This is a genomic window from Streptococcus sp. C150, assembly GCF_000187445.1.
Taxonomy (GTDB): Bacteria; Bacillota; Bacilli; order Lactobacillales; family Streptococcaceae; genus Streptococcus; species Streptococcus raffinosi.
Genome location: NZ_GL698449.1, coordinates 1,345,990 through 1,359,673, shown reverse-complemented (window position 1 = coordinate 1,359,673; position 13,684 = coordinate 1,345,990). Strand labels below are relative to the sequence as shown.

Genomic DNA, 13,684 nt, shown 5'->3' with positions numbered 1-13,684 from the left:
CCATCACTTAAGGTGTGTATCAAAAAACAATTAAAGAAAAGGAAGAAAGAAAAATGACAAAAACATATAACATCACAGGAATGAAATGCCAAGGCTGTGTCAACACCGTTACTGAAAAACTCTCTGCTGTCAAAGGCGTAGACAAGGTTCAAGTTGACCTCGAAAACAAACAAGTCACTATCGAAGGGAAACCATGGAAGTGGTCTCTCAAACGTGCCCTCAAAGGTACTAAGTTCGAACTTGGTGACGAAATTTAAGACAGGAATGAAACAGCTCTTAGGCTGTTTTTTTCTATCCACAATACTTTTGAAAAACCCATTTTTTTGTGATATGATTAGTGTAATTATGTTCTCTAAAAGGGTATGAGTTCCCTTTTTATGAAGATCACAAAATTAAGAAAAGAAAATGGTATACCTATGTCTAAACAAACCCTTATCCTTCTATACGGTGGACGTTCTGCAGAACGTGAAGTGTCTGTTCTTTCAGCTGAGAGTGTCATGCGTGCGGTGGATTATAGCGCATTTGAGGTTAAAACCTACTTTATCACTCAGTCTGGTGATTTTATCAAAACACAAGAGTTTACGGAAACACCAGGTGATGATGAGAAGCTTATGACTAATGACACAGTTGTGGCGAGTCAGGCTATCAAACCAAGTGACATCTACGAAGAAGGTGCTGTGGTCTTCCCAGTCCTTCATGGACCTATGGGTGAGGATGGGTCTATCCAAGGTTTCCTTGAAACTCTCAAGTTGCCTTACGTGGGTACCAATGTCCTTTCATCAAGCCTTGCCATGGACAAGATTACGACCAAGCATATTCTCGAGGTTGTGGGTGTACCCCAGGTTGCCTACACTGTCTTCATCGAGGGTGAAGATTTGGAAGCAGCAGTGGCTAGAACTGTGCAAAAATTGACCTTCCCAGTTTTTGTAAAACCAGCTAACATGGGGTCATCTGTTGGAATTTCTAAGGCTGAAAATGAAGCAGAGCTTCGTGCAGCGATTGATTTGGCCCTCAAATATGATAGCCGTATCTTGATTGAGCAAGGTGTGGTTGCCCGTGAAATCGAGGTTGGTATCCTTGGTAATACGACTGTCAAAACAACAGAACCAGGTGAAGTTGTTAAAGACGTTGCCTTCTATGATTATCAGGCCAAGTATATCGACAATAAGATTACCATGGATATCCCAGCTCACGTGCCTGCAGAAGTCATGACGCAAATGCGTGCCTATGCGGCCAAGGCCTTCCGTGCTCTTGGTGGTTGTGGTCTTGCTCGCTGTGATTTCTTCTTGGCTGAGGATGGAACCATTTATCTTAATGAGCTCAATACAATGCCAGGTTTCACCCAATGGTCAATGTATCCATTGCTTTGGGAAAATATGGGACTCTCTTATACAGACCTTATCAAGGAATTGGTAGCGTTAGGACAAGAAATGTTCGAGAAACGTGAAAGCCATTTGATTTAAGAAATATGATTTAGAAAGCAGACATCTTAGTCTTGGAGAAATCTCTGAGACTGGGGTGTTTTTTTCTTTACAAAATGTGTCAGTTTATCTATATCTTTTCTTTATCACGCTGATAAAAAATACATATTATCCAAATAATCTAACAGGTGGTAGAATAAATCTAACGTTTCAAAATGACATAAAGCTATTCATTCGTATTTTGTGAAGCCGTACTTTTCAAATGCGAGAGAAGGGTCAGAGGGCTAGAAGTTGATGGCAGTGAATGCTTATGGAATTTTCTACGCTTTTTGTATCTTATGGAATTGAACACAGGCTAATTCCTAGAGCAAAAGATAAACTTCCTAGTGTGCCCGCATACGCCGTCAGTTTCCTATTTGCTTTACGGAATTTTCTACGCCCTTTGTATCTTAAATGAGGAGGTAAGTTTTGGACTGGTCCATTGTTCAACAGTATTTGCCCTTTTATCAGAAGGCATTCTTTTTAACCTTACATATTGCCGTTCTGGGGATTATTGGTTCCTTCCTTTTGGGTTTGGTGGTGAGTGTTATTCGTCATTACCGAGTGCCAATTTTGAGTCAGCTTTCGACGGCTTATATTGAGCTGTCTCGTAATACGCCGCTCTTGATTCAACTATTCTTTCTCTACTTTGGCTTGCCTCGTATAGGTTTGGTGCTATCCTCAGAGGCTTGTGCTGTGGTAGGTTTGATTTTCTTGGGTGGTTCCTATATGGCGGAGTCCTTCCGAAGTGGTCTAGAGGCCGTTAGTCAGACCCAGCATGAAGTGGGCTTGTCTATTGGTTTGACGCCCTTCCAAGTCTTTCGCTATGTGGTCCTTCCTCAGGCAGTAGCTGTGGCGTTGCCGTCATTTAGTGCCAATGTTATTTTCCTTATCAAGGAAACGTCAGTATTCTCTGCGGTAGCCTTGGCGGATTTGATGTATGTGGCCAAAGATTTGATTGGTCTTTACTACGAAACCGATGTGGCTTTAGGTATGTTGGTTGTGGCTTATCTCTTAATGCTGCTACCGATTTCCCTAGTCTTTAGTTGGATTGAAAGGAGGTTACGCTATGCAGGATTCGGGCTTTCAAGTTCTTCTTCAGGGGAATAATTTCCTACGTATCATACAAGGTCTAGGCGTAACTATTTGGATTTCCATCGTTTCGGTGCTTCTTTCCCTTTTATTGGGGACCCTTTTGGGAATTGTCATGACGTCGAAATCTAAGATTATTCGTTTTTTGTCACGTATTTATCTGGAATTTATTCGTATCATGCCCCAATTGGTTTTGCTCTTTATTGTCTATTTTGGCCTGGCTAGGAACTTTAACATCAATATCTCAGGTGAGTTATCGGCTATTATCGTCTTTACCCTTTGGGGAACGGCTGAGATGGGTGATTTGGTGCGTGGGTCAATCACGTCGCTCCCTAGACACCAGTTTGAGAGCGGAAGGGCCCTTGGCTTGACCAACAGTCAACTTTACACTTATGTGATTATTCCGCAAGTCTTGCGTCGCTTGTTGCCTCAGGCCATTAACCTGGTGACCCGGATGATTAAGACTACGTCTTTGGTGGTGTTGATTGGTGTGGTTGAGGTGACCAAGGTTGGTCAGCAGATTATCGATAGTAACCGCCTGACTATCCCAACAGCTTCTTTCTGGATTTATGGCACGATTTTGATTCTTTATTTTGCCATTTGTTACCCAGTTTCTAAGCTGTCTACTTATCTTGAAAATCGTTGGAGGAATTAAGATGACCGAAAGCATTTTACAAATCAAGGATTTGAAAAAGTCCTTTGGGGACAATGAAATTCTCAAAGGTATCTCCTTGGACCTTAAACAAGGTGAAGTCGTTGTTATCCTGGGTTCCTCAGGTTGTGGGAAATCGACTCTGCTACGTTGTATCAATGGCTTAGAGACCATCCAAGGAGGCGATATTCTCCTAGACGGTAAGTCTATCACTGGTAGTAAGAAGGAGTTCCATCTGATTCGTCAGAAAATCGGCATGGTCTTTCAAAGTTATGACCTCTTTCCACATTTGGATATCCTACAAAATCTGATTTTGGGGCCGGTCAAAGCCCAAGGGCGTAACAAGGAAGAAGTCATCGCCGAGGCTGAGAAACTTTTGGAGCGTGTGGGACTTCTGGACAAGAAGCATAGCTTTGCGCGACAACTGTCGGGTGGTCAAAAGCAACGTGTAGCCATTGTCCGTTCACTGCTCATGCATCCTGAAGTTATCCTCTTTGACGAGGTGACGGCTTCGCTTGACCCTGAGATGGTTCGTGAGGTCCTGGAACTAATCAATGACCTCGCTCAAGAAGGGCGTACCATGTTGATTGTAACCCATGAGCTTCAGTTTGCGCGTGCCATCGCTGACCGTATTATCTTTATGGACCAGGGAGTCATCGCTGAGGAAGGTACTGCTGAAGAATTCTTCAATCATCCAAAGACTAAACGAGCTCAAGAGTTCCTCAATGTCTTTGACTTCAGTCAGTTTGGTGCCTATTTGTAACCCATTGTTTTTAGTGAAAATAAATTATTTTAGGAGAGAATTATGAAACTAACAAAGAAAATTTTTGCCCTATTAGCCCTCGTCTTTGCCTTGGTTGCAGTGACGGCTTGCTCAAGCAACAGTAGCTCTGGTAAATCAACAGCCAAAGCACGTACCATTGCAGAAATTAAGAAAAGTGGTGAGCTTCGTATCGCCGTCTTTGCGGACAAGAAACCTTTCGGTTACGTAGATAGCAAGGGTGCTTACCAAGGTTACGATATTGAACTTGGTAACCGTTTGGCTAAAGACTTGGGTGTAAAACCTAAATACGTCTCAGTAGATGCGGCCAACCGTGCCGAATTCTTGATTTCAAACAAGGTAGATATTACACTTGCCAACTTCACAGTGACTGATGAACGTAAGAAACAAGTGGACTTCGCCCTTCCTTACATGAAAGTCTCAATCGGTGTGGTATCACCTAAAGACAAAGTCATCAAGGACGTTAAAGAACTTGAAGGTAAGACTTTGATTGTTACTAAAGGGACAACTGCTGAAACTTACTTTGAAAAGAACTATCCAAATATCAAATTGCAAAAGTATGACCAATACAGCGATGCTTATCAAGCCCTCCTTGATGGTCGTGGTGATGCCTTCTCAACTGATAATACCGAAGTTCTGGCTTGGGCTCTAGAAAATAAAGGTTATGAAGTCGGAATCACATCTCTTGGTGCTCCAGATACCATTGCTCCAGCTGTTCAAAAAGGTAACAAAGAACTCCTCGACTTTATCAATAAAGACATTAAGAAACTTGGCGAAGAGAATTTCTTCCACAAAGATTATGAAAAAACACTTCACCCAACTTACGGTGATTCAGCTAAAGCTGATGATCTCGTGGTTGAAGGTGGCGAAGTGAAATAAAACTGGCAGCCTCTTAGAGAGGTAAGTCTTGCTTAATAAGAATAAATAACCACTCCTGCTTATATCTAGTCTAACTAGAAGCAGGGGTGGTTTTACTTGTTTTTATAGTTTCTTTTAATCTTCCATTCAACGAAAAGGACATATATAAGCAAGCCTCCCCACATTCCGAATAGGAGATAGGAGTCAATCTTTTTTGCCACCAAGCATAACTAATAATTTTTTAGAAAATATCTTTAATTCCTAATATTTGTGATATACTATTACTAGTTATTAGGGATATTATCTTTTTCAGGAGGATCATCATGAATCAAAAAGAATGGGTCGAGTACTTTGAAGCGGTTAATGGTCGCAAGCCAAGTATGCAAGAATTCCAAGTAGCGCGTGAAAAGGGCGAGTTTGTCTTTAATAAACTCAATACACCTGCTCCAGCGACTGTTGCTCCACAGCCACAAGTTCAACTAACTAACCCAGCTGGTTACAGCCAAACGGTGCCAAGACAAAACGGTTCAAAGTTTAGCTTTAATAAGAAAATAACCATCGGTCTATCTATCGCAGGACTTGTCGCAGTGATTGGCTTGGTTTGGTTCTTTTTCTTCCCAGCTGAACCCAGTCTTGATGGAGTTTGGGTTTGCAGTACGGATCAGGTACCAGTTGTCTATAACCTAAATGGTAAGAAAAAGAGTGTGTATGATTATTATACGATAAAAAAAATAATCAAAAGAAATGAAGCTAAAAAGGAATTGAATGAGAAACTTTCATCATTTTCCTCCAATTTGAAGACATTAGTAGATGTTGATAAGAGGTTTCATTTGAAGACCAGAGAAGTGGTCATTTTTAAAACAGATGACAATACCTACTATAATTTACTTCAGAGCAATGGAACAAATGTTATCTTAGATAAGTTTAATTTTGATAAGGATGATTTTTCTAATCTTGACAATCAAACTAATTCAGAGTTTCGCAAATATAATGTATATATAAATGTTAAAATGCCAAAAGTAATGGTTGGAAAATGGAAATTTGATGATATGGATAATATTTTCCAAATTTCTGATCATGGAATAATTAAACGTGTAGAAGATGGTAAAAACGCCAGTGATACAGCAGGGTTTTATAATCTTGAGGATTTAAAGCGTATCAATGAAAAAAATAAAGACAACGATGATTCGGAATCAAAAATAAAAAATCAGTTTGAACATGTCCAAAAAGCAATTAAAAAGCAGGGCTACACAGTCAACAGTCCTAAGGAAGTATACAAACAACCTTATCTTTCTAATTATACTGTGCCTGTAAATGGTGGTAAAACGCTTATTATGTTAGATGATGAATACAATTATATAGGAAAGGGTGAAAAAGTGGAATAATTGAAAGGGACCGAGAGGTCCTTTTTAATTATTTTACTTTAACTCCGTTTCGCTCCGAAGGTGTGAAACAAATAAACCACACGCTATGTGATATGAAACCTCTTAAGTGGATTTTAGGTATTTACCATGTCTACTTTAGAGGTATCATATCAGAAGAAGGAGTGGTTTTATTTGCTTTTATACTTTCTTTTGATCTTCCATTCAACGAAAAGGACATAGCTAAGCAAGCCCCCAAACATTCCAAATAGGATATAGGGGTCAATCTTTTTTGCCACCAATCATAACTACTAATTTTTTAGAAAATATCTTTAATCCCTAAGATTTGTGGTATACTATTACTAGTTATTAAGGATATTATCTTTTTCAGGAGGATCATCATGAATCAAAAAGAATGGGTTGAGTACTTTGAAGCGGTTAATGGTCGCAAGCCAAGTATGCAAGAATTTCAAGCAGCGCGTGAAAAGGGCGAATTTATCGTTAATAAACACGGCACACCTGCTCAAGCGACTGTTGCTCCACAGCCACAAGTGCAACTAACTAACCCAGTTGGTTACAGCCAAACGGTGCCAAGACCAAACGGTTCAAAGTTTAGCTTTAATAGGAAAACAACCATCGGTCTATCTATCGCAGGACTTGTCGCAGTGATTGGCTTGGTTTGGTTCTTTTTCTTCCCAGCTGGACCAGGTCTAGACGGAGTTTGGATTAGTGATACCGACTATGGATTGGTTTTGTATGAATTAAATGGGAAGGAACAAAAAGTAAACCATACTAAATCCGTCAAAAAAATCATTCGAGGAAACGAAGCCAAACAGCTATTTAACAAGGAAGTCGTTAAAACATTTTCTTTATCAAAATTATCTAACTTAAAGACATTGGCAGATGTTGACAAGAGGTTCCAATTAAAAACCAAGGAAGTTGTCATTGTTAAAATAGAAGACAATGTATGGTATAACCTACTTCAGGAAAATGGTTCAAATGTTATTTTAAAAAATATCATTATTCTTAGCGAGGATAATGATAAACAGTTTCGTAGAGATAACATTTATATAAAAATCAAAACACCAAAAGAGATGGTGGGTAAATGGAATATTGAACATAAGTCTAATATAGAGGATATTGTCAATATTTCAGATCATGGAGTGGTCACTAGTCAAGGTAAAGATGATGGCAATGATACAGCAGGGTTTTATAATCTTGAGGATTTAAAGCGTATCAATGAAAAAAATAAAGACAACAAATATTCAGAATCCCAAATAAATAGTCAGTTTGAACACGTTCAAAAAGCGGTAGCAGAACAAGGCTACAAAATTAATAGTCCTAAAGAAGTCTATAAACAGCCGTTTTACTCCAATTATGATATTCCTGTAAATGGGGGTAAAACGCTTATTATGCTTGATGAAGGCTACAATTATTTAGGAAAGGCTGAAAAAGTAAAATAATCGAAGGGGACCGTGAGGTCCTTTTTAATTTTGTGACTTTAAGTTCGTTTCGCTCAGAAGGTGTGAAAAAAATAGACCACACGCTATGTGATATGATACTGATATGAAGCAGGAGTGGTTTTATTTGTTTTTGTACTTTCTTTTGATCTTCCATTCAACGAAAAGGACATAGATAAGCAAGCCTCCCCACATACCAAATAGGAGATAGGGTTCCAGACGATCAAACAAGGTTATTCGTTGACCGTAAGGGGATTTAGAGCCATCTTTCCAGGTAATGCTCTTGTTTTCATCATCAATCCGTTTGTAGGATTCGCCATTATAGGTCAGATAATTGTCTTTACGGACATACATATTCAAATAGTTGTAGCCGTTCTTAGCGGGAAGGACTGAAAGCAGGCGCTCCTTGGCATAAACTTCGATGTAGAGGGTACCGTCATTAAAGCGTTTAATGTCATCAATGCGTGCATTTTTAATGAGGACATTTCCATCTTGAACAATCTCCCAATCAATCTTACTTCCCTTGCTACCTCTTTCGTAGGATATGGCAATCTGATGACTTTCAGATTGCCAAAGACCATAGATACTGTCTTTATAAACGTTATGATCAAAGAAAATACCATAGATAATGAGTATAGGTAAGAGGATTAGGAAACCTATCCCAAAAATGTTGGCTAAACGGTCTGTAAAGTTATCCCAGCGTGCTCGCCATCCCGTTTTACGTTTTTGTTCTTTCCGATATGCTTTTTGTGACTGATACTTTCGGTTGACTTTCTTTCGGTCAGTGTATTTTCTTTTTGTTTGGTGTCTCACTTAGCTTTTCTCTCCTCTTTTGCCGAGCCTCTATGATGGTAACTAATAATAAAATACCCATAAGTATCAAATAGAAGGCTTCAATAACCTCATCTATAGTGGTTTTCCTTTCACCGTAAGGGCTGGTAGAACCATCTTTCCAAGTGATGGACTTGTTTCCGGAGTCTATGCGCTTATAGGAGTCACCGTCGTAAGTGAGATAATTGTCTTTGCGAAGATAAAAATCCATGTAGCTGAAACCATCCTTGGTCGGGAGGTCAGTCAGGTAGCCTTCCACTGTATAAAGCTCCATGTATAGGGTGCCGTCATTGAAGCGCTTGATAGGGCGAGTTCTAGCAGCATAGATAATATACTTACCGTCTTGAACGACTTGCCAGTCGATATTTCCTCCTTTCCGAAGATGCTTATAGGAAATCGCTAACTTATGATGATCAGACTGCCAGAGACCATAAATGTTATCTTTGTTGACTGTATAATGATCGTAATAATAAAAACCACCATACAGCAGTGCTAGTATTATTAAGATAATCAATTCAGATGTTGGCTCCAGTAGAATCATCTTTCTCCAATTAAAGTGCCACCTTTTGGGTTCTTCAATACTTTGACAGTCGCTTTTTCTGTCTTTCTCTTTGCTAGAGGGTCTGATTGATTTTTTCTTTGTCATGCCTAATCCTTTCATCAACCATTGTAACAAATTCACCTCCCAAGCAAAAGCTAAGCTGATTTGTGATATAATTGGGAGTGATTGCGGGCAAGAAAATCTTATTTCTTGCCAGACTTGTAAAAATAAAACAGAGGATTTTAAGATGAAACTGACACTCCATGAAATTGCCAAGGTTGTTGGCGCTAAAAATAATGTCACAGCCTATGAAGATGTTGCCATTAACCAGATTGAGTTTGATAGCCGTAAGATTACAGCGGGCGATCTCTTTTTGCCGCTCAAGGGTGTGCGTGATGGGCACGAGTTTATCCAAACAGCCTTTGAAAATGGTGCTCTAGCGACATTCACAGAAAAAGACTTACCAGCTGATCAAGCCCACATCCTAGTTGAGGATGCTCTTGAGGCCTTCCAAAAACTAGCTGCCTACTATCTTGAAAAGACTGGTGTTGATGTCATTGCGGTGACTGGTTCTAACGGTAAGACAACTACCAAGGACATGATTCATGATATTTTGGCAACGACCTACCGCACCTACAAGACCCAAGGTAACTACAATAACGAGATTGGTCTTCCCTATACCGCCCTTCACATGCCTGATGATACTGAAAAAATCGTCCTTGAGATGGGACAAGACCACATGGGTGATATTCACCTCTTGTCTACCTTGGCTAAGCCAAAAACAGCTGTTGTTACCTTAATCGGAGAGGCTCACTTAGAGTTCTTCGGTAGCCGTGACAAGATTGCCCAAGGTAAGATGCAAATGCAAGACGGTATGCCTGATGGCAGCCTCTTACTTGTGCCAAGTGATCCTATCGTAGATCCATTCTTGCCAAGCAATCTTGAAGTGGTACGATTTGGTGAGGGCTCTGATCTGACAGTCTCTGAGTTGACGGAATACAAAGACCATCTCACCTTCTCAACCAACTTCCTAGACGGACAAATTACCTTGCCAGTCACTGGGAAATACAATGCCACAAATGCTATGGTTGCGGCTTATGTCGCTAAACACTGGGGTGTGACTGAGGAAAATATCTTCTCAGCTTTGGCTAACTTGCAGCTGACAAAGAATCGTACCGAATGGAAAAAAGCAGCCAATGGCGCAGATATTCTTTCAGATGTCTACAATGCCAATCCAACAGCCATGAAGCTCATTTTGGAGACCTTCTCAGCCATTCCTAAGAATGAAGGAGGTAAGAAGATTGCTGTCTTAGCCGATATGAAAGAACTCGGTGAACAGTCTGTCCAACTTCACACGCAGATGATTCTTAGCCTGGCACCAGATGCTATTGATACGGTAATTTTCTACGGTGAAGACATTGCGGACTTGTCGCAACTTGCTAGCCAGATGTTCCCAATTGGTCATGTCTATTATTTCAAGAAGACAGCTGACGAGGACCAGTTTGACGCTATGGTTAAACGCATCAAAGAAAGCCTAGGCGAGCACGATCAAATCTTGCTCAAGGGCTCCAACTCTATGAACCTAGCTAGAGTTGTTGAAGAACTCCAATCCAAGGATTAAGCTCTAAAACCTGCATTAAAGAGCTGTTTATGGAACTTTGAAGAAGTGGTGACCGAACTAACTTAAGGAAAGTCACAAAATAAGATTGTCTTAAATCAAAAGCCTGCTCGTTAAAGCAGGTTTTTGATTTACCTGAAATTTGATATAATAACGAGAATAGCAATTTTATCAGGAGAAGAGAATGAAGGATTTTTTTACAACGACCCAAACCCGGCCACCACAGATACCTTTGCCCTATTATCTGGTGATGCTAATGGTATTGGTGCTGCTGGCTTACCTGAGTTGGTCTTGGCATGCTAAGAAAAGTTGGCGTCTGACTTTTCTAGGAGTCCAAGCCGTTCAACTGATTAGCCTTTACATTTGGTATATTTGGCAGGGATTTCCTTTAGATGATAGTCTCCCTCTTTACCATTGCCGCTTGGCCATGCTCGCCCTCTTGCTCCTAAAAGATAGTAAGGTCAAAACTTATTTTGCACTTATGGGCTTGGTTGGAGGCTCTTGTGCGATTATTCATCCCATATTTGATCCTTATGATTTTCCGCATATCTCCAGTATTTCCTTTATCATTGGGCATTATGCTCTACTGGTCAATAGCCTCAATTATCTTTTGAGGACCTATAAGACCCACCCTATTACGAAGAATATGATTGTGACGCTTACATTGCTATTGAATCTCGGACTTGTAGTTGTTAATCATTTTGTTAACGGAAATTACGGCTTATTAAGACATACCCCTTTTATCCCAGAGGCCTGGTTACCTATCAAATACCTTGCTGTTTCAGGAGCTTTGATTTTTCTTATGATAATTATGAAAAAAGGTCTGGAATATTTTGACGAGAAATATTAAATAAATGAAGAAATACGCCATCAGAGAGTTGATAGCGTGTTTTTTCATTTTATTTGTTTTATTCTAACACAAAACGCTTTCAGAATTGCTTTCACACTGTAATTTGGATATAATAAAAGAGCTGTGCCTGCGAGAATTATCGCAAGCCTTGACAACAAATGTAGCTTTCAAAAGACAGAAATTTTCTGAAAGAAGTGCTACAACGATCTTGCTTTTCGTTCTGGTAAAACCCTATTGCTATTAGTAGCTCTGGGACATGGGATTTTTGAGATTTACAAAGAAGCTGCTGACATCCATACCACTAAGGAAAAGTAACAAAAAGATTATTTTCAAAGAAGAAAGAAAACTATGAGTATTCAAGACGAAATCAAAAAACGCCGTACTTTTGCCATCATCTCTCACCCCGATGCCGGTAAAACAACAATCACTGAACAATTGCTTTACTTTGGGGGTGAAATCCGTGAAGCTGGTACCGTAAAAGGTAAGAAAACCGGAAACTTTGCTAAATCAGACTGGATGGATATTGAGAAACAACGTGGTATCTCAGTAACTTCATCTGTGATGCAGTTTGACTATGCGGGTAAACGTGTCAATATCCTTGATACCCCAGGGCACGAGGACTTCTCAGAAGATACCTACCGTACCCTTATGGCGGTTGATGCTGCCGTCATGGTTGTTGACTCAGCCAAAGGTATCGAGGCCCAAACCAAAAAACTTTTCGAAGTTGTCAAACACCGTGGTATTCCTGTCTTCACCTTCATGAACAAATTGGACCGTGATGGACGTGAGCCACTTGACCTCTTGGAAGAGTTGGAAGAAGTGCTTGGTATTGCCAGCTATCCAATGAACTGGCCTATCGGTATGGGGAAAGCCTTCGAAGGGCTTTATGACCTTTATAATGAACGCTTGGAGCTCTATAAAGGTGACGAGCGCTTTGCCAAGATTGAAGATGGTGATACTCTTTTTGCCAATAACCCATTCTATGAGCAAGCTAAAGAAGATATTGAACTCTTGACAGAAGCGGGTAATGAATTCTCTGAGGAAGCTATTTTAGCTGGTGAATTGACACCGGTCTTCTTCGGTTCTGCCCTTACTAACTTTGGGGTTCAAACCTTCCTCGATACCTTCCTCAAATTTGCGCCAGAACCACATGGCCACAAGACAGTGGATGGCGATGAGATTGATCCTCTCAACAAGGATTTCTCTGGTTTTGTTTTCAAAATCCAAGCCAATATGGACCCACGTCACCGTGACCGTATTGCCTTTGTTCGTATCGTTTCTGGTGAATTTGAGCGTGGTATGAGTGTTAATCTAACACGTACTGGTAAAGGAGCTAAGCTCTCTAACGTCACTCAGTTCATGGCCGAATCTCGTGAAAATGTTGAAAATGCCGTGGCTGGAGATATCATCGGGGTTTACGATACAGGAACCTACCAGGTTGGTGATACCCTTACAGTAGGTAAAAACAAGTTTGAATTTGAGCCACTACCAACCTTTACGCCAGAGTTGTTCATGAAAGTTGCTGCTAAGAACGTCATGAAACAGAAGTCCTTCCACAAAGGAATCGAACAATTGGTGCAAGAAGGAGCCATCCAGCTCTACACCAATTACCAAACAGGCGAATACATGCTTGGTGCCGTTGGTCAACTTCAGTTTGAAGTCTTCAAACACCGTATGGAAAATGAATACAATGCCGAAGTCGTTATGACACCAATGGGTAAAAAGACTGTGCGTTGGATTCAACCAGAGGATCTCGATGAACGCATGTCATCAAGCCGAAACATCTTGGCCAAAGACCGCTTTGACCAACCAGTCTTCCTCTTTGAAAATGACTTTGCCCTTCGTTGGTTTGCGGACAAATATCCAGATGTAACATTGGAAGAGAAGATGTAATGTACTAAGATTGCTTGGCTATTTCATAGCCTAAGCAATCTACGCCACGTCCTATGAGACCGTGGCTAAGTCCCTTACTAACTCGAAAACGGAAAAATATCGTTTCCGTTTTCTCATGTCGTAATGCTATGTATAGTTTATGTAAATCGTTCATCTTTTGACGCTAGCCACTATCTTGTGTCTAGCTAGCCGTCTCACTAACTACGTCAGACGAATAATATCGATTCGTCTGACTTCGTGTCGTAATATCTTAATAATGATATCTACACTACATACTATGAGACCGT

13 protein-coding genes are annotated in these 13,684 nt (G+C 40.3%); 11 read left to right on the top strand and 2 right to left on the bottom strand.

Annotation, left to right across the window (positions count from 1 at the left end; translation table 11 throughout):
- Positions 1-53 precede the first annotated feature (53 nt).
- The 8 genes from copZ (at position 54) to HMPREF0848_RS06020 (ending at position 7,667) form a co-directional block, all read left to right on the top strand.
- Positions 54-257, top strand: coding sequence for a copper chaperone CopZ (copZ, locus tag HMPREF0848_RS06055; protein WP_002891592.1), 204 nt, complete (start codon positions 54-56; stop codon positions 255-257).
- A gap of 159 nt (positions 258-416) precedes the next feature.
- Positions 417-1,463 carry a D-alanine--D-alanine ligase gene (locus tag HMPREF0848_RS06050; protein WP_008535335.1) on the top strand — a complete coding sequence of 349 codons (1,047 nt, stop codon included), beginning with the start codon at positions 417-419 and terminating at the stop codon, positions 1,461-1,463.
- A 426-nt stretch (positions 1,464-1,889) separates the two neighbouring features.
- Positions 1,890-2,570, top strand: coding sequence for an amino acid ABC transporter permease (locus HMPREF0848_RS06045; RefSeq protein ID WP_008535334.1), 681 nt, complete (start codon positions 1,890-1,892; stop codon positions 2,568-2,570).
- Complete coding sequence (locus HMPREF0848_RS06040; protein WP_008535333.1) at positions 2,530-3,207, top strand: amino acid ABC transporter permease; 678 nt, start codon at positions 2,530-2,532, stop codon at positions 3,205-3,207. The genes HMPREF0848_RS06045 and HMPREF0848_RS06040 overlap by 41 nt, the downstream gene beginning before the upstream one ends.
- Before the next feature lies 1 nt (position 3,208).
- Positions 3,209-3,967: an amino acid ABC transporter ATP-binding protein gene (locus HMPREF0848_RS06035; protein WP_037609024.1), complete on the top strand. Its 759-nt coding sequence runs from the start codon at positions 3,209-3,211 to the stop codon at positions 3,965-3,967.
- Between the two features lie 42 nt (positions 3,968-4,009).
- Entirely contained in the window at positions 4,010-4,864 is an 855-nt protein-coding gene (locus HMPREF0848_RS06030; RefSeq protein ID WP_008535331.1) for a cysteine ABC transporter substrate-binding protein, read from the top strand.
- Positions 4,865-5,166: 302 nt separating this feature from the next.
- On the top strand, positions 5,167-6,228 hold the full coding sequence (locus tag HMPREF0848_RS06025) for a hypothetical protein (protein WP_008535330.1): 1,062 nt from the start codon (positions 5,167-5,169) through the stop codon (positions 6,226-6,228).
- A 377-nt stretch (positions 6,229-6,605) separates the two neighbouring features.
- On the top strand, positions 6,606-7,667 hold the full coding sequence (locus HMPREF0848_RS06020; protein ID WP_008535326.1) for a hypothetical protein: 1,062 nt from the start codon (positions 6,606-6,608) through the stop codon (positions 7,665-7,667).
- A 120-nt stretch (positions 7,668-7,787) separates the two neighbouring features.
- On the opposite strand, the gene HMPREF0848_RS06015 is transcribed toward HMPREF0848_RS06020, so the two are convergent.
- Both HMPREF0848_RS06015 and HMPREF0848_RS06010 read right to left on the bottom strand, forming a co-directional pair.
- On the bottom strand, positions 7,788-8,477 hold the full coding sequence (locus tag HMPREF0848_RS06015) for a hypothetical protein (protein ID WP_008535323.1): 690 nt from the start codon (positions 8,475-8,477) through the stop codon (positions 7,788-7,790).
- Positions 8,446-9,036 carry a hypothetical protein gene (locus tag HMPREF0848_RS06010; protein ID WP_037609171.1) on the bottom strand — a complete coding sequence of 197 codons (591 nt, stop codon included), beginning with the start codon at positions 9,034-9,036 and terminating at the stop codon, positions 8,446-8,448. Before HMPREF0848_RS06010 ends, HMPREF0848_RS06015 begins: the two co-directional genes overlap by 32 nt.
- A 247-nt stretch (positions 9,037-9,283) precedes the next feature.
- Here HMPREF0848_RS06010 and HMPREF0848_RS06005 point away from each other — a divergent pair, with 247 nt between their 5' ends.
- The 3 genes from HMPREF0848_RS06005 (at position 9,284) to HMPREF0848_RS05995 (ending at position 13,397) form a co-directional block, all read left to right on the top strand.
- Positions 9,284-10,657, top strand: a complete 1,374-nt coding sequence (locus tag HMPREF0848_RS06005; RefSeq protein ID WP_008535321.1) for a UDP-N-acetylmuramoyl-tripeptide--D-alanyl-D-alanine ligase — start codon at positions 9,284-9,286, stop codon at positions 10,655-10,657.
- 181 nt (positions 10,658-10,838) lie between these two features.
- The gene (locus tag HMPREF0848_RS06000; RefSeq protein ID WP_008535320.1) at positions 10,839-11,504 is read left to right on the top strand and encodes a TMEM164-related integral membrane acyltransferase; all 666 of its coding nucleotides are present in this window, start codon (positions 10,839-10,841) and stop codon (positions 11,502-11,504) included.
- A gap of 348 nt (positions 11,505-11,852) precedes the next feature.
- The gene (locus tag HMPREF0848_RS05995) at positions 11,853-13,397 is read left to right on the top strand and encodes a peptide chain release factor 3 (RefSeq protein ID WP_008535319.1); all 1,545 of its coding nucleotides are present in this window, start codon (positions 11,853-11,855) and stop codon (positions 13,395-13,397) included.
- Positions 13,398-13,684 lie beyond the last annotated feature (287 nt).